The sequence below is a fragment of the Gemmatimonadota bacterium genome (assembly GCA_009838645.1).
Lineage (GTDB): Bacteria > JAAXHH01 > JAAXHH01 > JAAXHH01 > JAAXHH01 > JAAXHH01.
Window position 1 is genome coordinate 79,567 of sequence record VXRC01000049.1, and the last position, 20,349, is coordinate 99,915.

21 protein-coding genes and 1 tRNA gene are annotated in these 20,349 nt (G+C 62.1%); 11 read left to right on the forward strand and 11 right to left on the reverse strand.

Annotated features, from left to right (window positions below; all coding sequences use genetic code 11):
* Positions 1-138: 138 nt before the first annotated feature.
* Entirely contained in the window at positions 139-810 is a 672-nt protein-coding gene (locus tag F4Y38_14245) for a hypothetical protein (protein MXY50442.1), read from the reverse strand.
* A gap of 166 nt (positions 811-976) precedes the next feature.
* Between F4Y38_14245 and F4Y38_14250 the strand changes: the two genes are divergently transcribed.
* Positions 977-1,672, forward strand: a complete 696-nt coding sequence (locus F4Y38_14250) for an arylesterase (GenBank protein ID MXY50443.1) — start codon at positions 977-979, stop codon at positions 1,670-1,672.
* Between the two features lie 13 nt (positions 1,673-1,685).
* On the opposite strand, the gene F4Y38_14255 is transcribed toward F4Y38_14250, so the two are convergent.
* The 9 genes from F4Y38_14255 to F4Y38_14295 form a co-directional block, all read right to left on the reverse strand.
* Positions 1,686-4,253 carry an FtsX-like permease family protein gene (locus F4Y38_14255; protein MXY50444.1) on the reverse strand — a complete coding sequence of 856 codons (2,568 nt, stop codon included), beginning with the start codon at positions 4,251-4,253 and terminating at the stop codon, positions 1,686-1,688.
* Positions 4,250-4,993: an ABC transporter ATP-binding protein gene (locus tag F4Y38_14260; GenBank protein MXY50445.1), complete on the reverse strand. Its 744-nt coding sequence runs from the start codon at positions 4,991-4,993 to the stop codon at positions 4,250-4,252. Before F4Y38_14260 ends, F4Y38_14255 begins: the two co-directional genes overlap by 4 nt.
* Complete coding sequence (locus tag F4Y38_14265; GenBank protein ID MXY50446.1) at positions 4,990-5,934, reverse strand: glycerophosphodiester phosphodiesterase; 945 nt, start codon at positions 5,932-5,934, stop codon at positions 4,990-4,992. Before F4Y38_14265 ends, F4Y38_14260 begins: the two co-directional genes overlap by 4 nt.
* Positions 5,935-5,953: 19 nt before the next feature.
* Positions 5,954-6,379 (reverse strand): ferritin-like domain-containing protein, encoded by a 426-nt coding sequence (locus F4Y38_14270; GenBank protein MXY50447.1) that lies wholly within the window; start codon positions 6,377-6,379, stop codon positions 5,954-5,956.
* Between the two features lie 153 nt (positions 6,380-6,532).
* The gene (locus F4Y38_14275) at positions 6,533-7,552 is read right to left on the reverse strand and encodes a zinc-binding alcohol dehydrogenase family protein (protein MXY50448.1); all 1,020 of its coding nucleotides are present in this window, start codon (positions 7,550-7,552) and stop codon (positions 6,533-6,535) included.
* A gap of 32 nt (positions 7,553-7,584) precedes the next feature.
* Complete coding sequence (locus F4Y38_14280; GenBank protein MXY50449.1) at positions 7,585-8,694, reverse strand: altronate dehydrogenase; 1,110 nt, start codon at positions 8,692-8,694, stop codon at positions 7,585-7,587.
* Positions 8,678-9,469 (reverse strand): nucleoside triphosphate pyrophosphohydrolase, encoded by a 792-nt coding sequence (gene mazG / locus F4Y38_14285; GenBank protein ID MXY50450.1) that lies wholly within the window; start codon positions 9,467-9,469, stop codon positions 8,678-8,680. Before mazG ends, F4Y38_14280 begins: the two co-directional genes overlap by 17 nt.
* A gap of 59 nt (positions 9,470-9,528) precedes the next feature.
* Positions 9,529-9,906, reverse strand: coding sequence for a DUF86 domain-containing protein (locus F4Y38_14290; GenBank protein ID MXY50451.1), 378 nt, complete (start codon positions 9,904-9,906; stop codon positions 9,529-9,531).
* A complete protein-coding gene (locus F4Y38_14295) occupies positions 9,863-10,174 on the reverse strand; it encodes a nucleotidyltransferase family protein (protein ID MXY50452.1) in 312 nt (103 codons plus the stop codon). Before F4Y38_14295 ends, F4Y38_14290 begins: the two co-directional genes overlap by 44 nt.
* A 412-nt stretch (positions 10,175-10,586) precedes the next feature.
* Here F4Y38_14295 and F4Y38_14300 point away from each other — a divergent pair, with 412 nt between their 5' ends.
* From F4Y38_14300 to F4Y38_14330, 7 genes are all read left to right on the forward strand, one after another.
* Positions 10,587-11,126 (forward strand): HNH endonuclease, encoded by a 540-nt coding sequence (locus tag F4Y38_14300; GenBank protein ID MXY50453.1) that lies wholly within the window; start codon positions 10,587-10,589, stop codon positions 11,124-11,126.
* Positions 11,111-11,857, forward strand: a complete 747-nt coding sequence (locus tag F4Y38_14305) for a segregation/condensation protein A (protein ID MXY50454.1) — start codon at positions 11,111-11,113, stop codon at positions 11,855-11,857. The genes F4Y38_14300 and F4Y38_14305 overlap by 16 nt, the downstream gene beginning before the upstream one ends.
* A 46-nt stretch (positions 11,858-11,903) precedes the next feature.
* Entirely contained in the window at positions 11,904-12,554 is a 651-nt protein-coding gene (gene scpB, locus F4Y38_14310) for an SMC-Scp complex subunit ScpB (protein MXY50455.1), read from the forward strand.
* Complete coding sequence (locus F4Y38_14315; protein ID MXY50456.1) at positions 12,541-13,263, forward strand: rRNA pseudouridine synthase; 723 nt, start codon at positions 12,541-12,543, stop codon at positions 13,261-13,263. The genes scpB and F4Y38_14315 overlap by 14 nt, the downstream gene beginning before the upstream one ends.
* A 76-nt stretch (positions 13,264-13,339) precedes the next feature.
* Positions 13,340-15,490 (forward strand): 30S ribosomal protein S1, encoded by a 2,151-nt coding sequence (locus F4Y38_14320; GenBank protein MXY50457.1) that lies wholly within the window; start codon positions 13,340-13,342, stop codon positions 15,488-15,490.
* The gene (mtaB, locus tag F4Y38_14325) at positions 15,487-17,037 is read left to right on the forward strand and encodes a tRNA (N(6)-L-threonylcarbamoyladenosine(37)-C(2))-methylthiotransferase MtaB (GenBank protein ID MXY50458.1); all 1,551 of its coding nucleotides are present in this window, start codon (positions 15,487-15,489) and stop codon (positions 17,035-17,037) included. The genes F4Y38_14320 and mtaB overlap by 4 nt, the downstream gene beginning before the upstream one ends.
* Positions 17,038-17,080: 43 nt before the next feature.
* Positions 17,081-17,154, forward strand: a tRNA-Arg gene (locus tag F4Y38_14330).
* Positions 17,155-17,244: 90 nt separating this feature from the next.
* On the opposite strand, the gene F4Y38_14335 is transcribed toward F4Y38_14330, so the two are convergent.
* Positions 17,245-18,033 (reverse strand): recombinase family protein, encoded by a 789-nt coding sequence (locus tag F4Y38_14335; protein MXY50459.1) that lies wholly within the window; start codon positions 18,031-18,033, stop codon positions 17,245-17,247.
* Positions 18,034-18,239: 206 nt separating this feature from the next.
* On the opposite strand from F4Y38_14335, the gene F4Y38_14340 reads away from it, so the two are divergent.
* The 3 genes from F4Y38_14340 to F4Y38_14350 are packed head-to-tail and all read left to right on the forward strand — an operon-like array spanning position 18,240 to position 20,347.
* Positions 18,240-18,722 carry a ribosome maturation factor RimP gene (locus F4Y38_14340; GenBank protein MXY50460.1) on the forward strand — a complete coding sequence of 161 codons (483 nt, stop codon included), beginning with the start codon at positions 18,240-18,242 and terminating at the stop codon, positions 18,720-18,722.
* Positions 18,723-18,740: 18 nt separating this feature from the next.
* Complete coding sequence (gene nusA, locus F4Y38_14345) at positions 18,741-20,000, forward strand: transcription termination factor NusA (protein ID MXY50461.1); 1,260 nt, start codon at positions 18,741-18,743, stop codon at positions 19,998-20,000.
* The gene (locus tag F4Y38_14350; GenBank protein MXY50462.1) at positions 19,997-20,347 is read left to right on the forward strand and encodes a 50S ribosomal protein L7; all 351 of its coding nucleotides are present in this window, start codon (positions 19,997-19,999) and stop codon (positions 20,345-20,347) included. Before nusA ends, F4Y38_14350 begins: the two co-directional genes overlap by 4 nt.
* Positions 20,348-20,349 lie beyond the last annotated feature (2 nt).

A 20,349-nucleotide genomic window follows, 5' to 3' on the forward strand; every position in this document is an offset into this window, starting at 1 on the left:
TGGTGTCGCGGGAATGCGGCTGAATGGTTGGCGGAAAAGGAAAAACCGGAATGTATACGGAGGGGGAGGCCGGGACAAGTGGAATGTCAACGCCCTGTCGCGCGGCCCGTGCTCATCGGCTGGCCCGCCTGGTCATGCTCATCGGCTGGCCCGCCTGGCCCGTTCGTCCTGCTCCAGGGATCGCGGCTGGGTGTCGAAGATGTTCAGATCGACGAAGGCCATCGCCCGGGCCAGCGTTTCGCGACTGCGCACCAGCAGGGATTGTGTATACGGGGTGTCTTCGGCGCAGAAACCCGTCGCGGCGAGATCGACGGCATCCGCCAGATAAAGCGCTCGTTCGCAGTGAAACTGCTGCGAAACGACGATGACGCGGTCCAGTCCGAACACCTTCTTCGCCCTGAAGACGGAGTCCAGGGTCCGCACGCCGGCATAGTCGAGCATGATGAAGTCTTCCGGCACACCCAGTTCGACCAGGTCCCGCTGCATGGTTGTGGTCTCGTCATAGTATTGTGTGGAAGCGTCCCCGCTGACGAGAATGGCCCTGACCCGTCCGGCGTGAAACAACTCGGCCGCGGCCTCGATGCGCGCGCGGTAGTACTGGTTGACGTGCCCCTCGGCGTACTTGGAAGTGCCCAGTACGAGTCCCACCTGGCATTCGGGCGTTTCCTCGGCCAGGTAGTACAGACGGGCGGATGCGTTGCGGGTAATGGCGAAGTCGTTCAACAGGGCTGCGAAGAGACCGGTCATGGCGAGCGCCGTAAGGACCTTGGTCCATACCGGCAGATGGCGAAATGCAGGTTGGTTTCGCATTGAAACTGGCGATTTCTGGGGAATTGGATCTTTGAGAGAAGAATGACTGGGGTTATACTGTCATACTATCTGGCACGGTCAATGTCGTCAAGCGATAAACCTGGTTTTTGTGTTATTTCGATGTAAAGCGTTGTGTTTTGTCTATTGATGCCGGAGTGATTCCAACATGCTTAAACGAATACCCGTCTTGCTACTCCCCGTGATCCGGCTGCTTCCTGTGATCTGGCTGCTTCCTATGATCTGGCTGCTCCCCGTCGCCGCGGCGGACAGCGGGCAGGACGTGGCGGGCGAAGGGGCGCCGATGACCGTGCTGTTCTATGGCAACAGCCTTACGGCGGGGTTCGGGGTCGATCCCGACAAGGCGTTTCCGCAACTCGTGCAAATGAAGATCGACGGGCTCGGCTGGCCGTTCAAGGTGATCAACGGCGGTGTGGGCGGGGAGACCACGGCGGGCGGCCTGAGCCGTATCGACTGGGTGCTGCAGAACCGTCCGGACGTGTTCATCCTCGAACTCGGCGGGAACGACGGGCTTCGGGGCGTCGACCCCCGCGTCACCCGCCGGAACCTGCGGGCCATCATCCGGCGCGTCCGGGAACGGTATCCAGAGACGAAGATCATTCTCGCCGGCATGCAGGCCCCGCCCAATATGGGCCAGCGCTTTGTGTCCGAGTTCAGGGAGATCTACCTGGAGCTGGCGGAATCGGAGCGTGTCTCGCTGATCCCCTTCATTCTCGAAGGCGTCGGCGGCATACCGGAACTGAATCAGCCGGATGGCATCCATCCGACCGCGGAAGGGCACGCGATCATGGCCGAGCTGGTCTGGAAGGCGCTCGAGCCGGTTCTGAAGAAACTTCTGCCCTGATCCGCCGGATCGTCTAGATTTCCGCCCGAAGCACTTCCAGCGGGGACTGGCGGTAGATGCCGGCGCTGGCGGCCATGCCCACCAGGATGGTGATCGACGCGATCCCACCGACCACGGCCAGCACGGGGATGTAGGCCGGCACGTAGGAGATGTTGAATACGAAGACGGCCAGGATCCACGTAGCGGCAAAGGCCAGCACGACCCCAGTCAATGCGCCGATTGCGCCGAGGAACAGGTACTCGATCGTCATGATCTTCAGAATCTGGTTCCGGGAGCCGCCGAGGGTCTTCAGGAGTACGCTTTCCTGCATCCGCTGGTAACGGCTGTTGGTCACGACGCCTACCAGGACGATGACGCCGGTGAATACGCTGAACAGCGCCATGAAACGGACGATTAGGGAGACCTTGCCGAGGATGTCATTGAGGGTGTTCAGGATGAGGCTCAGGTCGATCAAGGAAACGTTGGGAAACCGGCTCACCGTTTCCCGCTGAAAGCGCGCCGAGACCTGCGGATCGTCGATCCGGGTCACGACCACGTGGAACTGGGGCGCCTCTTCCAGGACGCCCTCCGGGAAGACCATGAAGAAGTTGGGCTGCATCCGCTGCCAGTCGACGGCGCGCACGCTCCCAACGGTGGTCTTCACCGGCACGCCCTGCACGTCGAACACGACCTCGTCGCCGATACTCAGCCCCAGGCGGTCGGCGATGCCTTTTTCCACGGATACGAGGACGGAGTCCCCATCGGCGTCGGCGCGGGGTTGCAGCGACCCTTCCAGGAGCGTTTCCGCGTCCTCCAGGTGGGCCCGGTAGGTCGAACGGTATTCCCGGCGCAACGGCCAGCGCGATACCCTTTCCGTCGTATCCGCCATCACCTCCGCGATCGTCCGCCCTTTCAGGCCCGCCAGCCGCATGCTTACCACCGGCGTCTGCTGCATGACCGGCAGTCCGTTTTGGCGCATCGACGCCAGGATATCCTCCCGCTGGCCGGGTTGTATGTCGAAGAGCACCAGGTTCGACTGCCTGTCTCCACCGACCTGGGTAATGTGTCCCACGAGGGAATACTGCAGGAGGTACAGTGTCGTGATCAGGAAGGCGCCCAGCCCGAGGGCGACGACCATGGTGACGGTCTGGTTGTCCGGGCGGAAGAGATTGGCCAGGCCCTGCCGCCAGACATAGGGCCACGTAGCCGGCACGATGCGCCGGGCCAGCGTGATCAGGCTCCGCGCGACCAGCGTCAGCAGCAGGAAGGCGCAGATCAGTCCCCCCGCGAATCCCACGCCCTGCAGCCAAACCCGGGTCTGGCTGATGCCGAAGAGCACGACGCCGGCCACGAGTACGGCGATCAGTACGATGCGCCGCGGATCCGCGTTGCCGCGCCGTGGTGTTTCGACGGAGGAGCGTAGCGTGAGCAGGGGAGAAATGTCCCTGATCGCAAGGAGCGGCAAGAGGGCGAACAACAACGCCATGAGCAGCCCGAGACCCATGCCCTGTAGCAGCGGAAGCCAGGTAAACCCCACCACCAGTTCGAAGGGAACGAAGTCCTGGATCAGCACGGGCAGTACACCGAGGACGAGATAGCCGACGGCGGCGCCGATGGCGGAACCGATCACGCCAATGGCCATGGCCTGTATGACGTACACCGCGAAGGTGTGCCGCCCTTCCGCGCCCAGGCAGCGCAGCACGGCAATAGTACCCCGTTTTCGCCGTACGTAGGTGTGAATGGCGCTGGCGACCCCCACGCTTCCGAGGATCAGGGCGATGAACCCGCTCAGGTTGAGAAACCGGTAGAGATTGCCCAGGGACCTTTCCAGGCCCGCCTGGCGGTCCCTCACGGTGTCCCAGTCCATCCCCCACCTGGCCGCGGTGTCCGCGCTGTGGGTTGCCGCGAGTTCATCTGCATCCACACCGTCGTCGAACCTGAACAGGGCCCGGTAGGTGACGCGGCTGCCCGGCTGGATCAACCCCGTGGATTCGAGTTCCGACATGGGGATGTAGACCCGGGGACCGATCGTGCTCATGGCCGCGGTTTCGCCCGGTATGCTCACCAGGCGGCCGGAGATCTCGAGCGTGCGCATCCCGACGCGGATCGAGTCGCCCACCTCCACGCCGTGCTGGATCATAAGGTTGTCGTCCACGAGGGCCGTGCCGTCCGTCTTGAACGATTGCGCGGCGGCAGCGGGGACCGTTTCCAGCACGCCGTAATAGGGGAACGCGCCTTCGAGCGCCCGTACGTTCGACAGGCGTGACGAGTCCGTCCGGGGGAAGGAGACCATGGAGACGAAACTGGATTGGCGCGACTGCTCGCCGCCCAGGTTCCGGAGAAAGACTTCGGCCGAATCCGAGAAGGCCGTCCGGGTGTTAATGTCGAGGTCGGCACCGAGCAGGGCCTTGGCCTCCACGTCGATCGCGGCCGCCATGCTGTCGCCCAGGGTACGGATTGAGACCAGGGCGGCGGTGCCCAGGATGATGGACGACATGTACAGGAGCAGGCGGCGCCGGTAGGTCCGGCTGTCCCGCCAGGCCATGCTGAGCAGCCAGCCTGCCCGTACCGGCGTCTTATCAGATGCGGGGGGAACGCTCATGACTGAGGATCTGGGGTAAGGGAAAGGGACGGCGCTTCCGGGATATCGGAATGCACAGGATGGTAGTCTTCGACCATGCGGCCCCCGCTCAACCGGACGATGCGACGGGTCCTCCGCGCCAGGTCGAGGTTGTGGGTCACGGTGACCAGGGTCGTCCCGGATTCCTCGTTCAGTTCAAACAGCAGACTTTCCACGGTTGCGGCCGTATCGGCGTCGAGATTGCCCGTGGGTTCGTCCACGAAGAGCAATGCCGGACGGTTGATGAAGGCCCTGGCCATGGCGACCCGCTGCTGTTCGCCCCCGGACAGTTGCACAGGGTAGTGGGTGGTCCGGTCCGCCAGCCCCACGCGGTCCAGGAGTTCCTCCGCCCGGCGGTAGACTGCCTTTTCGCCGCGCAACTCGGCCGGGACCATGACATTCTCGAGACTGGTGAGCGTTGGAATGAGCTGGAAATTCTGGAAAACAAAGCCCACGTGACGGTTGCGTACGCGGGCCCGTTCATCTTCATCGAGATCGTCCAGCACGATGCCGTTCAGTGAAACGGATCCCGTAGTCGCCCGGTCCAGGCCGGCGCAGAGGCCGAGCAGCGTCGTCTTCCCACTGCCGGAGGGGCCGATGATCGCCAGGGAGTCGCCCGGCATCAGGTCGAATTCGATCTCCCGCAAAACGGTAAGCGTCCCGCCGCCGCTCGGGTAGGTCTTGCTCAGGTCCCGGACCGACAGGATAGGCTGTTCGCTCATAGTGTCGGCGCTTCTCCTTCCCCGTAGTCCGGTTCCCGCAATTCCGGGTACCGGTCCAGTACCTGCAGGAGACGATCCGGATAGTCCGTAATGATGCCGTCCACGCCGTGATCGACATGGCGTTTCATTTCCGCTTCCTCGTTTATCGTCCAGACATACACGTCCATGTTGTGCCGGTGGGCGCCCGATACGAACCGGTTGCTTACCAGGGTCCGATCCTGAAAACTGGGCGGTACCTGCATCGTCTCTCCCCCGGGAACAAAGGCGAACCCGAGTCTCAGGGAATTCAGCACCCAGAAGCCGAGTACCTCACCGGCCGTGGACGATGTCGCGATGCCCGGGTTGTTGTCTCGAATGTATTTGACGCTCTCGGACTGAAAGGAAGCGATGACCTTCCGTTCCGGGTACGAACACTGCGCGATTGCCTCGGAAAAACGGACCCTGGCGGCATCGGACACGTCTTTCAGCTCGATGATCATACGGGTATCGGGGAGTGCGTTCAGTGCCTCTTCCAGCGTCGGAACCCGCAAACCCATGCCCCGGAACGGAAAGCTCGCCCCGTCGTCCGCGGTCCACCTGTAGCCCGCGTCCAGTTCCCGCAGTGCGTCCCAGGTCATCTCGTCGACCCGGCCCGCGCCGTCGGTCGTACGGTCGACCGTGGCGTCGTGAATGACTACCAGTTCACCGTCGCTGGTGGCGTGCACGTCGAATTCCAGTGCATCCGCACCGATTCTGACCGCGTTTTGAAAGGCAAACAGCGTGTTTTCCGGCCACAATCCCGCGCCGCCGCGGTGAGCGATGGCTAGGAGTTGGTCCGTATCCGTGAATGTATGCTCGGGCATGGGGCGGGATATAATCGAAGTGTATGCCAGGACCGCGACAAGTATGACCACGGCTGCAACGGCCAGCCGAAAAAACCATTTCCAGATGAATCTAAGCATTTAGCAGCCGCGGTTGGATTTAAAGGGGCCAGTCACGAAGGATGCGTTCCACTTCTTCGGCGTGACTGCTCTCGTCCCGGATCATGTCTTCCAACTGGACCATGAGGCCGTAATCGCCGTACTCTTCGGCCTCGGACCTCCGCTGGACGTACCGCTCGACGATCGTGCGTTCGTCCTCAAGCATGGTCTCCAGGTTCTCGCGGTTCGAATTGCTTACCTTGACCGGACGGGGAACGGTCGTGGGCTCGCCGCCCAGCACCACGATCTTGTCGGCGAGGTATTGGGCGTGCAGTTGCTCATCGGCAACCTCGTCCTGAAAGAACTTGGCCAGTTCGGGCCGATAGGGACCGCTGGCCTTGGCCGCGTAGATGGTAAACTGGATGATCGCACCGAGTTCGGCGGCCAGGTCTCCGTTCAGGTTGTCGATCAGGGTCTGCTTGTCCATGTTTCCTCTCCTTTTTACTCGCTGTCCTCTTTGACAAACAAGGGCGTCTTATCCTTCGGTTGTTTTCATGATACGTATCGCCGCCGAATTAGACAACGCGTTAGTTTCTACATGCCGCACCTTGACCGGCACTCGTCCTGGTTCTATTCTTGATCAAGCCATTTCGAGTACGGCCTTGACCACACCGCTCTCCGGGTCGAGCCACGTTGGGAAGTCCTCGATCATCTGCTCCGGCCCGGCCCTGTGGGAGATCCAGGGCGAGGTGTCGACCCGGCCGGCCTCGATATGGCCGATGATCCGCTGCAGATCGACCGTACGGGCGTTCCGACTTCCCAGTAGGGTCATCTCCCTCCGGTGGAAGGCCGGTCCGTCGAAGGAAATGCGCGAGCCGGTGATGCCGACGTAGACCAGGCGTCCGCCGTTGGCGACGTATTCGTGGGCTTGCATCATGGACCCGGCGTGGCCGGTGGCGTCGAATACGGCCGTCGGGAGTTCGCCGCCCAGCAATGCGTGCAGCTTCGACGGCACGTCCGCGGTATCGGAAATGATTTCGAAGAGGTCGTAGCGTCGCTTGCAGAATTCGATGCGCCGCGCGCTGATTTCCAGCAGGATCACACGCGCTCCGGCCAGGAGGGCGAAGGTCAGCACGGACAGTCCGATGGGGCCGGCGCCGATGAGCAGGACCGTTTCCCCCTCTTCAACCGCGGCGCGGTCCACGGCGTGGGCGCCGATGCCCAGGGTTTCCACCAGGGCCAGTTGCTCCAGGGACATGACATCGGATCGCAGCAGTTTCTCGGCCGGGAGCACCAGGACGTCCCGCATGCCGCCGTCCACGTGAACGCCCAGGACGTCGAGGTTCGAGCAGCAGTTCGTCTTGCCCATGCGGCAGGGCACGCAGTCACCGCAGTCCATGTAGGGGACGACGGCGCACAGGTCGCCGGGATGGATGTGTTTCACGTCCCGACCGGTCGCGATGACCTCCACCCCCAGTTCGTGCCCGAGAATGCGGGGGTAGTCGAAGAAGGGCTGCGTACCCTCGAAGGCGTGCAGGTCCGTGCCGCAGATCCCGACCCGGCGGATGCGAATCAGCGCTTCTCCGGGACCCGGAGGCGTGGGCTCGGGGGTATCCTCCAGGACGAAACGGCCGGGTTCTTCGAGTACGATAGTGGGCATACGGTCAGGACTCGCTTTTCAAATCTCGCATCTCAGGACAGCAGGGCGGACAGCAGGGGCGGCTTGCGTTTAAACTTCTCCACGTACGATTCGAAGGTCGGCACAAGCCGCAGTTTCACCTTGGTCTCGTGCGCAGTCGCGATGGATTCCAGCTGGTGGTCCAGGAAAGGGTTCCGGAACCGTTCGATGCAGTCCTCCGCGAAGGGCCGGGCGTCATTTACGTCGTCCGGCAGCGCCGGCACGATTTCCTCCAGCATCAGGTCCCGCAGCCACGGCCCCGTTTCCGCATGGTCGACCGCCTCCCGGACGGTCCGGATGCCCAGGGGCATGGCCCGGCAGACCAGCGCCGTGTGGGCGCCGTTGAGCACCCTCACCTTGCGCAACGCGTAGGGACGGACGTCCGGCGTTCGATTAATGGCCGGGTGCTCGATGAACGGCGCGGCGCCCGGCCGGTCCTCCAGGGCCCAGAAGGCGAAGGGTTCGGTCAGCGCCAGCAGCCCGTCGCCGTGGGGGTTGGGAAAGCCCGGCGGCGGTTCGATAGTGATCCGGTCCACGAGCGTATGCAGCCAGGTTACCCCTTCTTCCAGCCAGCCCAGGAAGCCGTCGTCCAGACGCCGCTGCCGCCCCAGTGCCCGGACCAGCCCGCGCAACGCCCCGGCGTTGCCGGCGATCAATTCGCAGGGGATGACGGTCACCGGCGCGCCGCCGTGTTCATATCGCGCAAGGAGCACGGCGAGCAGCTTTCCGGGAAAAGAAACCGGCGGTGCGCCGTCCAGCCGCTCCGACTCCGGTACGTCGTACCCGTTTTCCGAGGTGTTGGAGAGGATGTACTCCGTGGCCGGGTCACGTCCCGCGGCCAGTACGGCTTCCCAGTCGTCCACGGCGCTCAGGGCCCTTGAAACGCTTTCCACCTCGACGGACTCATCGATCCGGCTGCCGTCGCGGATCCCCAGTACGCGTATCCGGTAGCGGCCGCGCTGGTCATTGAACAACCGGACTCGCCCGGTGCCCGTGGACTGGACCACGACGATCCGGCCGATGTCCTGCCCGGCCTGCCTGGCCTCGTGGATGAAGAGGTCGGCGAAGGCACGGAGGAACCGGCCGCTGCCGAACTGGAGCACCGATTCAGCCGGCGTCGCCATCCGGCTCCCTTCGCTTGGCCTCGTCCCACAGGGCGTCCAGTTCCTCGAAGGTGGCCCTTTCCAGGCTTTCTCCCTTGAGCTCGAGGGCGGCCTCGATATACCGGAAACGGCGGATGAACTTGTCGTTGCTCCTTCTCAGGGCATCCTCCGGCGGCACGTTGAGATGACGGGAAAGATTTACCAGGGAGAACAGCAGGTCGCCCACCTCCTCCTCGATCTTCGCCCGGTCCCCGTGCTCCAGGGCCCGCCGCACCTCGCCGAATTCCTCGCCGACCTTCTCGAGCACCGCTTTAATGTCGTCCCAGTCGAAGTTGACCCGCGCGACCTTCTCCTGGATGCGGTAGGCGCGGAGCAGGGCCGGCATGCCCGCCGGGAGGCCGTCGAGCACTGACCTGGGGCCTTTCTCGCCTTTCTCTTCCCGCTTGATCTTCTCCCAATTGGTCAGCACCTCGTCGGCCGTGTCCGCCCGGATGTCCCCGAAAACGTGGGGATGGCGCCGGACGAGCTTGTCGTTGATCGCACGGGCGACGTCATGGATGTCGAACCGCTGCTCCTCGGTGGCGATCTGCGCGTGGAAGACGACCTGGAGGAGCAGGTCCCCCAGTTCGTCCCGGAAGTCGCCGTCCTCGCCGTTGTCCAGCGCGTCCAGGACCTCGTAGGCCTCCTCGATCAGGTACGGCCGCAGGGTCTGGTGGGTCTGTTCCCGGTCCCAGGGACAGCCTCCCTTCGACCGGAGTTTCGCCATGATGTCCACGAGTTCTTCGAAGGGGGTCATAGGGTTTTGGGTCAGGTCGAGCGTTGAGCTTGGAAATACGTTGATTTTATGGGAAGGTCTTACGGATTCTCTTCGTCGATGATGTCTTCCAGTTCTGTGATTAAAGAAGGCAAATCGTTACGAATGATATTCCACAAGATATCGAGGTTTACGGCATCGTATCCGTGGACTAGCCGGTTGCGCACTCCAATGATCTGCGGCCAGGGAATCGTAACGTGCTTCTGCTTTGTTTTTTCGGAAACTCGGTTGGCCGCATCCCCTACGGTTTCCACCAACTTCAACAGGGCGAGTTGCCTTATCCTGTCTTCGAACAGGTCGTTCAGTGATTTGCCATCAGTCAAGTCGACCGCTTCCACGGCGTAGTTGCGCATATCCACGAGGCTTACGCGATCATCACGTCTGCTCATAGCGCACCTCGGCGGTATGGAGTATCTCATCCCGAAGAATCCAATTTCGGCTGTTTTCGACCCCTTTGAAGGTGTACAGGTCTACACGCCGGCCAAGTACTTTCGATAGTTCGTCCTGTATGGTAAAGAATTCCAGGCCCGGTGTCCGGCCCGGCTCGAATTCCACAAGAATGTCCACATCGCTATCAGGCGTGAAATCGTCGCGCAGTACCGACCCGAAAAGGGCAAGACGCCTGATGTGGTGCCGCCGGCAGAATTCAGCGATCTTGTTGTCGGGGAGATCGATACGTACGTTCATGACTGGCGTTTCCTCGGCTTTTCAAACTCGAGATTAACCAGCACCATCACCCTCGATAGAGCCCTCGTAAAGCCAGATGAAATCAGGCTGACCGAATTCACCTGAGAGCCCTATCGCGCTCCGGAGCGGTCTTTGGTCCAGGCCTGCGATGCTGTTTGCGGGATTCCTTTATCCTGAAACCGTATCTTACAATAACCAGAACCAGTCAGGAATCAAGCCGTAATTTGCCGCGTCTCCACAGGATGCCACCGTGCTTGAAACTCCGCTCCACCCGCCCGTATCCGCCAAGAAAACTATTGACGTAAGCCCTTGATAAATCTACATTGTGTAGGTTTAACGGGGATCGTTCCCGTAACCGGTTCAGGATCGTTTCGCAAGGGAGGAACTGGGGTTTCGGAAAGGCGTGCAAGGCATGGTAAGCGAACACGTCCTCGTTCTGAACCAGAACTACGAGCCTTTGAGTGTTTGTACGGCAAGACGGGCGGTCATTCTCGTTTTTCTGCGCAAGGCGGAGATCATTGACAAATATGCGGATCCTGTGCGGGGCGTATACTCGCTGTTCGACCGGCCCAGTATCGTCCGGCTCGTGAACTTCGTTCGCATACCCAGCAAGGGCATCATGCTGTCGCGCAAGAACATCCTCAAGCGCGACGGCCACCAGTGCCAGTACTGCAGCACGACGAGAGGCCCCCTTACCGTGGATCATGTCCTGCCCAGGTACCTGGGCGGTAGGGACAGCTGGGAGAACATGGTCTGCGCCTGCCAGCGGTGCAACAACAAGAAGGGGGACCGGCTGCCTGAAGAGGTGAACATGGCGCTGCGGCGCAAGCCCAAGGCGCCCACCAGGATACACTTTATTCGAGACTTCATTGGCATCCACCATCATTCCTGGCGGCCCTACCTGTTTCTGAAGAACGAACAACCGGAAGAACTGCTATGGCCTACCAGGTAAGGCTCGAACACTTCGAAGGACCGCTGGACCTCCTGCTGTTCCTGATCAGGGAACACGAGGTGGATATCTACGACATTCCCATCTCGCTGGTCACGCAGCAGTACCTTCAGTATCTCGAGCTGCTCAAACTGCTCGATCTCGAAGTCGGCAGCGAGTACCTGCTCATGGCGGCGACGCTCCTGCGCATCAAGTCGAAGATGCTCCTGCCCCGTAGGTCCGAAGAGGAGGAAGAGGAAGGCGCGGACCCGCGGGAAGAACTCGTGCAGCGCCTGCTGGAATACCGGCAGTTCAAGGAAGCGGCCGGCGTGCTGAACGAGCACCAGGATCGCAACGCCGACGTGTTCTACCATCCGCCCGCGGAGCACCCGGACGAGGACCTGAACGGCGTGGAAACGCTCGATACCCGGCTGGCGGGCAACCTGAATCTCTGGGACCTGCTGCAGGCGTTCAGGTTCACGCTGGACCGCGCAAAAGACGATTTCGACCGGACCGTGGAACGGGAGACCCTGTCGATCGAGGACCGGATGGACGATATCCTGGATCACCTGAAGCGACGGAAGACCCTGTTCTTCAGTGCGCTCTTCCAGGAAGATCTCTCCCGGCCCTTCCTGATCATCACCTTCCTGGCCCTGCTGGAACTGATCCGGCAGAACCGGGTGGTTTTCGAGCAGACCGATACGCTGGGCGAGATCTGGCTGACTCTTTCCGGTTCGGTGAGTACCTCGTCATGAGGGAGCACGGAGCATGCAGAAAAAACTGATCATGGACGAGGCCCAGCTGGACGAATACCGCGCGATCACGGAAGCCGTGCTGTTCGCCAGCGACGCGCCGCTCAGCCTGACCGAACTCAGCCGCGTCATGGACGACGTGGGCGAGGATCTGATCGGTGGATGCATCGAAGCCCTGAACGAGAAGTACGCGCAGGGCGGCCACGGCTTCGAAATCCGGCACGTGGCCAACGGATACCAGCTCAGCAGCAAGGTGGATTACGCGAAATGGATTCGCCGGCTCTACCGGGGCAGGATCCCATCTCGGCTTACCCAGGCCGCCCTGGAATGCCTTTCGATCGTCGCGTACAAACAACCGATCAGCCGGTCCGAGGTGGAGGCCATACGCGGGGTGAACGTAGACGGCGTGCTTAGGACGCTGCTGGATCGTAACCTCATACGCATCGCCGGCAGGGGAGAAGGCGTCGGCCGGCCGATTCTCTATGCGACGACGGGTGATTTCCTCAGGTATTTCGGGCTCAACAAGCTGTCGGACCTGCCCAAGCTGGACGAACTGAATGAACTGTTGAAGGACCAGGATATCGAACTGGACGAAGTAGAAGAGCAGCTGGACCCGTCGTTGTTCCCGCGGCCGGGACGGTCGGCCAGTCCGGCGGGCGAGACGGATGGAAAAGTAGTGTCGACCGATGAGACTGAATAGATACATGGCCCAGGCGGGCGTCGCCTCCCGGAGGCACAGCGAGGCGATGATCGAGGCCGGCCGGGTCAAACTGAACGGCGAGACGGTGGTTTCCCTGGCCACGCGGGTCCATCCCGATTCGGATGTCGTGACGGTCGATGACCGGACGCTGGAGGTATCGGCGGACCGGAAATGCTACCTGCTCAACAAGCCGGCCGGATACCTGACCACGTTGAGCGATCCCTTCGGCCGGCCGACGGTGGCCTCGTTGATCCGGGACATCCCGGAACGCGTCTTTCCCGTCGGCAGGCTGGACCGGGACTCGGAGGGCCTGTTGCTCCTGTCGAACGACGGCGCGTTGGGGCACCGGCTGATGCATCCGCGTTTCCGTTTCGAAAAGGAGTATCATGTCCTCGTAAAGGGCGTGCCGCGGAAAGACACGCTGCTAAGGCTGAGAGAAGGCGTTGTGCTGGACGGCAGGACCACGGCGAAGGCCGGCGTGGAGTCGATCAGGCGTTCGGAGAGCGGCGCCTGGCTGTCGATCGTGTTGCACGAGGGTCGCAAGCGCCAGATCCGGAGAATGTGCGACGTGGTAGGGCATCCCGTGATGCGGTTGATCAGGGTGCGGCTGGGCGGACTGGCCGACGGCGGACTTCCCGCCGGGAAATGGCGCGCGCTGACCCATGGAGAAATCGAGGAACTTGAGCCGGTGGGCCCCATGACCGGCTGAAGTACTTTTTTCGTTCGGGCGGACCGGTCCGGATGTGTCGGCGGTCCGTGTTTTTCATCCATCAAGGAGGAGTGACATGTCAGAGGACTCACCGAAGACTACCGAGGTCGAGGAGACCGAGGCGTCTTCTTCACCCGCCGAACTCGCGGAGGCGGCTAAAGAGGTATCCGCGGAACCACCCGCGCCGGATTCGGAGCAAGACGGGCCGGCGGAGCCTTCCACCGAGCCGAAGACGGCCGTGGCGACGGAGACCGCCGTAGCAACGGAACCCTCCGAGGTCGAGGAGACCGCCAAGCCGACCGCCGAAACGGAACCCGCTTCCCCGAAGCGTCCGTACCGGCTGCCCAAGTGGGTGGACGAGCAGGACCTGAATCAACAGGAACTCGAAGAATACGAACAGATGTTCCAGATGTATGACGAGACCCTGAAGGACATCGTGGAAGGCGAGATCGTTCCCGGCCAGGTCATCGCGATCGAGAACGGTGAAGTCATCATCGACGTCGGGTTCAAATCGGAAGGCGCGATCTCTCTGTCCGAGTTCACCGACCCCGACGAGCTCGAGATCGGCCAGGACATCGAGGTCTTCCTGGAGGATATCGAAGCCCAGGAAGGGCAGCTCGTTCTGTCCAAGCAAAAAGCCGATTTCATGAAGGTCTGGGACAAGATCAAGGATGCCCACGAGGAAGGCGCCGTGGTGGAAGGCCAGATCCTGAGGCGCATCAAGGGCGGCCTGGTGGTGGACCTGTTCGGCGTGGATGCCTTCCTGCCCGGTTCGCAGGTGGCGTTGAAGCAGACGCCGAACCTGGACCAGTTCATCGGAGAAAAGCTCCCCTTCAAGATCATCAAGCTGAACAAGAGCCGCAGGAACATCGTGGTGTCCCGTCGCGTGGTGCTCGAGGTTGAGAAGGAGAAGCAGAAGCAGGCCATCATCGCCGAACTCGACCGCGGCCAGGTTCGCAAGGGCGTGGTCAAGAACATCACGGATTTCGGCGCTTTCGTGGATCTGGGCGGCATCGACGGACTGCTGCACATCACGGACATCTCCTGGGGACGCATCGGCCATCCTTCCGAACTGGTGACGATCGGCAGCGAGATTACCGTGGCCATCCTGGAATTCGACCGGGAACGCGAACGGATTTCGCTGGGCCTCAAGCAACTCGAGCCCTACCCCTGGGCGAACGTCGAGGAGAAGTATCCCGTCGGCTCGAGAATCACGGGGCGGGTCGTCAGCATCACCGACTACGGGGCCTTCGTGGAACTCGAACGGGGCGTGGAGGGGCTGATTCACATTTCCGAAATGTCCTGGACGAAGCACGTTACCCACCCCTCGAAGATGGTGACGGTCAATGAGAACGTGGATGTCGTGGTCCTCAAGGTGGATCAGCAGAACGAGAAGATCTCCCTGGGCATGAAGCAGACCCAGCCGGACCCGTGGCTGTCGCTCAACGAGCGGTACAATGTGGGCGCCATGGTTCGTGGACGCGTGCGCAACATCACCGCTTTCGGCGCTTTCGTGGAAATCGAAGAAGGCATAGACGGGCTGGTCCATATCTCCGACATGTCCTGGACGCGACGGATCAAGCACCCCAGCGAAGTCGTCAGGAAGGGTGAAGAGATCGACGTGATGGTCCTCAACATCGATCCCGAAGCCCGGCGCGTATCCCTCGGCATCAAGCAGGTCTCCGAGGATCCGTGGATCTCGCTTGCCGAAGTTTATCCTGTGAATACCGAGACGTCGGGGGTCATCATCCGGCTTCTCGAACGGGGCGTGGTCGTCGAGCTTTCACACGAGGTGGAGGGATTCGTCCCCATCTCACAGCTCAATCATCCGGAGATCAAGCGGCCGGGCGACGCCTTCAAGGAAGGCGAGGAGATCCCGCTGAAGGTCATCGAGTTTGACGGGAAGAACCGCCGGGTCGTGCTCAGCGTGAAGGCCTACTTCCGCGACCGGGAACGGGCTGAAATCGACGACTACCTGAGCAAGCACCCCGTGGCGGGTACCGTGATCGGCGATGTCGTGGCCGTTGAAGACGAGGCCGCCAAGGCGGAGGATTCCGCCAAGGCAGAGAAATCCGCCAAGGCAGAGGACGTTGCCGAGACGGGGGACGCCGCCAGGGTCGAGGACACCACCGAGGCAGAGGACACCACCGAGGCCGAGGTCACCGCCAAGGCCGAGGTCACCGCCAAGGCCGAGGACACCGGCAAAACCGGGGAAGCGGACGGATAAACACCCGTCCGCGACCAGCGGGACAGAGGTCTTTCGTGACTCAACCTGGCTTGGCCCCGGCGCATGATACGCCGACGGTAGCCTTGCATACGCTCGGCTGCCGTCTGAATCAATTCGAGACCGAGGCTATTCGCGAGCAGTTCGTTTTACGGGGCTTTCATGTCGTGCCCTTCAGCGCGCCCGCGGATGTCTACGTCGTCAATACCTGCACGGTGACCAACCAGGCCGATGCGTCAGCCCGGCAGGCACTTCGCCGGGCCGTGCGGACCATGCGGGCTACCGGGCGCCGACCGGCGTCCATCGTCGTCGCCACGGGCTGTTACGCCCAGACGAATCCCGGCCAGCTCCTGGAAATCGAGGGCGTGGACCTCGTCCTCGGCAACGTGGAGAAGGGCGATCTCGTCGACCACGTGCTAACGATGCGCGCGGGTGATCCTCCCACTTCTCGGGTGACCCGCAGGGCGGAGATGGCGCAATTCGACGAGCGGCTCGACGTCTCCGCTTTTGAAAACCGAACGCGGGCCACGCTGAAGATCCAGGACGGCTGCGATCAATTCTGTTCGTTCTGCATCATTCCCTGGGCCCGCGGCCGGCATCGAAGCCTGCCGCCGGACGCCGTGATGCGCCAGGTTCAGACCCTGGTGGACAGAGATTACGCCGAGATCGTGCTCACCGGCGTGCATCTCGGCGAATACGGCAACGACCTGCCCACGCCCGTCACGCTCAACGACGTCGTTCGACAGATCCTGGAACGGACCGCGCTGCCCCGCCTGAGGCTGAGCTCCATCTGGCCCACGGCGGTGGACGGGGAACTGATCGACCTGTTCGGGCACCACGCGCCGAGGCTGTGCCGTTACACGCACCTGGCCGTGCAACACGGCGACGACCACCTGCTGGGGGCCATGCGCCGGACCTACACGGCCGGTCAGGCTAAGGAGGTGGTCGAACGGCTGGTCGACGCGGTACCGGATATCTGTATCGGGGCCGACGTCATGGTCGGATTCCCGGGGGAAACCGACGCCTCCTTTCAACGTATGTACGACTGGCTGGACCGCCAGCCCTACGCCTATTTCCACGTGTTTTCCTATTCCAGACGGGACCATACCCGCGCCGCCCGCATGCCGGACCAGGTGCCGCCTTCGACGGCACGGGAACGGAACCTGCTGCTTCGAACGTTGAGCGATCGGAAATCAGCGGAGTACAATAGCCGATTCAGGGGCAGGAAACTCACTGTGCTGGTGGAGGAAGAATCGGATGGCCCGAATGGTTCGCGCGGTGAGCTAGTCCACCCGCACGGTGAGCAAGGCCCTCATACACGGCGCATGACAGGGCGGACGGACCACGGGCTGAGATGCTGGTTCGAGGGACGGTCGGAGCAGGTGAACGCCTTCGTCGAAGTGGAAGTAGACGCGACCGACGCCCGGGGCGCGACCGGCCGGCTTTCCGTACCCGACGCTCGGGACGCCGGAGCCGGCGACACCGTACCCGCAATTGGGGACGCCGCCGACCGGGTTCCCGTCGCCGACGCCACCCTTGAATTGGATTGACAGATGAAGCAATCGCCCGTTATATTGCGGGCTGGAAAGTCCTGCGCCAGTAGCTCAGCTGGATAGAGCGACGGCCTCCGGAGCCGTAGGTCAGAGGTTCGAATCCTCTCTGGCGTATATCCCCTCGGTACTGCCCTTCCCCCCGGTCCCGATCCACTCGTCCCGGGACCAGTCCTGCTCTCCGGTTCAGTCCTGCTCGTCCCCGTTTCAGCCCTGGTCTCCGGCCGGGCCGTCTTCCTCTTCTTCGGAAAGGTAGAGTTCGTTTTGCAGCAGGTACCGGACCGTGGACGCGTACCAGCGGGTTTCCCGTGAAACCGCCGCGGCGCGCTTGGTGGGGATCCCCATCCCGTTGAGTTCCTCCGCGATGCTGCGCAGGCTCCTGCCTTCGGTCCGCCAGTGCTTCACCTTCCGGATGATCTCCTGCTCCCTGGCGTTGGGCACCAGTTGGTTGCCGGACAGGTCGTAACCGTAGGGGACCGCGCCATAGACGAACCGGTTGTTCTTCTTCAGCCGAATCCGGTTCCTCGTCCGCTCGGCGGGCAGGTCGTGGGCCATCCCGGCGAGCACGTTGAGCGTGCTCATGACCAGCTTGCCCTGCTCCTGGTCGGTGCGGACGGATTGGCCGTCGAGATCCAGCACATGGCACGCGATGTCTTCACCGGACCAGGCCGCGAGGCAGCCCGACATTTCCGCCGCGGATCTGAACAGCCGGTCGAGCCGCCAGATGACGACATGCTGGATGCCCTTCGATTCGACCGTATCGACCAGGTCCCGGCCGCCCAGACGTTCCTCGAGCGGAGTGAACGCTTCGACACGGATATCGCGGATCACCAGCATGACGTCGAGGTCGTTATCCGCGCAGTAGGCGCGTAGCCGTTTCTCCTGGTCTGCCTTTCGAAAGGGATGCTTCCGGGTTTCCATCGAGCCGACCCTGATATAGCAAACCGCCTTGTTCATCCGGTGTCTCCTGGTCGGTCTGGACCGTGCGTTTGACATGTCCCTTCAGGACTAAACATATTTTGTGTCTTTTCGTGATCCAAGGACTTTTTTTGGGCCGCCCGGAACGGGCCGGGAATCGACGTAAAACTTTTTGCTTGCTTGGTTTAATGTGCCCCCATATATTAGAGTGGTGCTGCAGAAGTGGGCGAAGTAGTGCCCGCTTTTTTTTGTGTGTTTTTCGTGCTGGAACTCGAAATTACGCGATGGAAACTGACCGCGATTCGATCGTCCGGATCGTCTCCTCGCTCGCCGGTCCGATCGTCGACGAAGCCGGGTTCGAACTGGTGGATCTGGAACTGGCGGGAAGGCAGGGAAGGTACGTCCTCAGGCTGTTGATCGACAAGCCGGGTGGCGTTACGATCAACGACTGTGCACAGGTAAACCGCGAACTGTCCAGCCTGCTCGATCTGGAAGACCCCATTCCGTCCCGCTATACGCTCGAAGTTTCCTCACCCGGTCTGGACCGGCCGTTCAAGACGGAAAGAGACTTCCGCAGGGCCCTGGGAAAGCGGGTCAAGGTCGTATACGCGGACGGGAACGGCGGATCGGTCACCCGGGTGGGCCTTCTCGAAGGCATCGAGGACAGTACGGTTGAAATCGTCTGCGAGGGGGAGAAGCATCGCATACCCGTCGCAAGCATCCGGAAAGCCCACCGGGAACTGGAACATGGTTGGGACAATGGTTAGGAGAGGGAGCACCAGGTAATGAACTACGAGGTCATTGAGGCGCTGGCGCAGATCATACGAGAGAAAAACGTGGAGCGTGATGTGGTCTGGGACACGGTGAAGACCGGCCTGATCACGGCGGCCAAGAAGCGGTTCGGCACGGGCGACGACAACGTTCAGGTGCGGATCGACGAAAAGCTGGGGACGATCGAGATGGCGGCGGTCTGGGAAGTCGTGGACGAGGTGGAGGATCCCGAGACGCAGGTCAGTCTCGAAACCGCGCAGGGGATCGACCCGCAGGCGGAGCTGGGCGGAAGCGTCGAACAGGCCCTGGCCTTCGAGGAGTTCGGGCGCAACGCGATACAGGCGGTCAAGCAGGTCGTCGTGCAGCGCGTCCGTGAGGCGGAGCGGGAAAACGTCTACGAGTTGTACAAGGACCGGGTCAACGAGATCGTAATCGGCAGCGTGCAGCAGGTGGACCGCGGCAATATCATCGTCAAGATCGAGCGCACCGAGGCGCTGCTGCCGTGGCGCGAGCAGATACGGCGGGAAAGGTATCGCCAGGGCGAGACCATCCGCGCCTTCATCCTCGACGTGCAGAACGCCATTAAGGGCCCGCAGGTCATACTTTCTCGGAGCTGCGAGGCGTTCCTGGAACTGTTGTTCCGTATGGAGGTGCCGGAGATCCACGAGGGTATCGTGGAAATCAAGGCGTCCGCGCGGGAGCCGGGCGACCGGTCCAAGATCGCCGTCCTTTCACACGACGACCGGGTCGACGCCGTCGGCGCGTGCGTGGGCATGAAGGGCACGCGTGTACAGGCCGTCGTCCGTGAACTCAACAACGAGCGGATCGACATCGTGCCGTGGAGCAACGACCCGTCCGCCTTCGTGACCCAGGCGCTGCGCCCCGCCGAAGTAGCCCAGGTCCAGATCCTGGACATCGAGAAGAAGGACATGCGCGTGGTCGTCGAGGATGACCAGCTCTCGCTGGCCATCGGGAAGGCGGGCCAGAACGCCCGGCTTGCCGTCAAGCTTACCGGATGGAACATCGACCTGATCAAGCGCTCTGATCTCGAGAAGCAGCTGATTTCCGAGACCTTCGGCGCTGTCGATACCGATGAGGAAGAAGCGGGGTCGCTCGCCGAAATAGACGGCATTTCCGATAAGCTGCGCCAGAAGCTGGAAGACGCCGGCTACACGACGGTGGAGTCGCTGCAACAGGCTACCGCCGACGACCTGCAGGAAATCTCCGGGATCGGCGGCGTGACGGCCGATAAGATCATGACGGCGGTTCAGTGAAAAGCAGGGGAACTCCAGTGACGCAGCGAATTGATCAACCATCCGTGACCGGACTCCTTGGCCTCGGCGTGCGCGCCGGCCAGGTAAGGGGCGGCGCGGAAGCCGTCAAGAAGTCCATACACGGCGGGAAATCCCGGCTGGTCATCCTGGCCGGGGATGCCTCCGAAGGGACGAAGCGTTCTTTCAGAAGACTGGCCGGTTCCCGGGGCGTACCCGTACTCGAATGTCATACCCGTTTGGAACTGGGCGCGTGCCTGGATCGGGCGCCCATGGCGGTGCTGTCCATTTCGGACCGGCACCTGGCGAGCGGAATGCTGAAGAAAGTGTCTCCGGAAGGAAACGATTAGAC

What these genes read in the sequence shown, in the direction of transcription:
- F4Y38_14245 (MXY50442.1), bottom strand. Translation starts at nt 810, where the DNA reads ATGCGAAACCAACCTGCATTTCGCCATCTGCCGGTATGGACCAAGGTC.
- F4Y38_14250 (MXY50443.1), top strand. Translation starts at nt 977, where the DNA reads ATGCTTAAACGAATACCCGTCTTGCTACTCCCCGTGATCCGGCTGCTT.
- F4Y38_14255 (MXY50444.1), bottom strand. Translation starts at nt 4,253, where the DNA reads ATGAGCGTTCCCCCCGCATCTGATAAGACGCCGGTACGGGCAGGCTGG.
- F4Y38_14260 (MXY50445.1), bottom strand. Translation starts at nt 4,993, where the DNA reads ATGAGCGAACAGCCTATCCTGTCGGTCCGGGACCTGAGCAAGACCTAC.
- F4Y38_14265 (MXY50446.1), bottom strand. Translation starts at nt 5,934, where the DNA reads ATGCTTAGATTCATCTGGAAATGGTTTTTTCGGCTGGCCGTTGCAGCC.
- F4Y38_14270 (MXY50447.1), bottom strand. Translation starts at nt 6,379, where the DNA reads ATGGACAAGCAGACCCTGATCGACAACCTGAACGGAGACCTGGCCGCC.
- F4Y38_14275 (MXY50448.1), bottom strand. Translation starts at nt 7,552, where the DNA reads ATGCCCACTATCGTACTCGAAGAACCCGGCCGTTTCGTCCTGGAGGAT.
- F4Y38_14280 (MXY50449.1), bottom strand. Translation starts at nt 8,694, where the DNA reads ATGGCGACGCCGGCTGAATCGGTGCTCCAGTTCGGCAGCGGCCGGTTC.
- mazG (MXY50450.1), bottom strand. Translation starts at nt 9,469, where the DNA reads ATGACCCCCTTCGAAGAACTCGTGGACATCATGGCGAAACTCCGGTCG.
- F4Y38_14290 (MXY50451.1), bottom strand. Translation starts at nt 9,906, where the DNA reads ATGAGATACTCCATACCGCCGAGGTGCGCTATGAGCAGACGTGATGAT.
- F4Y38_14295 (MXY50452.1), bottom strand. Translation starts at nt 10,174, where the DNA reads ATGAACGTACGTATCGATCTCCCCGACAACAAGATCGCTGAATTCTGC.
- F4Y38_14300 (MXY50453.1), top strand. Translation starts at nt 10,587, where the DNA reads ATGGTAAGCGAACACGTCCTCGTTCTGAACCAGAACTACGAGCCTTTG.
- F4Y38_14305 (MXY50454.1), top strand. Translation starts at nt 11,111, where the DNA reads ATGGCCTACCAGGTAAGGCTCGAACACTTCGAAGGACCGCTGGACCTC.
- F4Y38_14315 (MXY50456.1), top strand. Translation starts at nt 12,541, where the DNA reads ATGAGACTGAATAGATACATGGCCCAGGCGGGCGTCGCCTCCCGGAGG.
- F4Y38_14320 (MXY50457.1), top strand. Translation starts at nt 13,340, where the DNA reads ATGTCAGAGGACTCACCGAAGACTACCGAGGTCGAGGAGACCGAGGCG.
- F4Y38_14335 (MXY50459.1), bottom strand. Translation starts at nt 18,033, where the DNA reads ATGTCAAACGCACGGTCCAGACCGACCAGGAGACACCGGATGAACAAG.
- F4Y38_14340 (MXY50460.1), top strand. Translation starts at nt 18,240, where the DNA reads ATGGAAACTGACCGCGATTCGATCGTCCGGATCGTCTCCTCGCTCGCC.
- nusA (MXY50461.1), top strand. Translation starts at nt 18,741, where the DNA reads ATGAACTACGAGGTCATTGAGGCGCTGGCGCAGATCATACGAGAGAAA.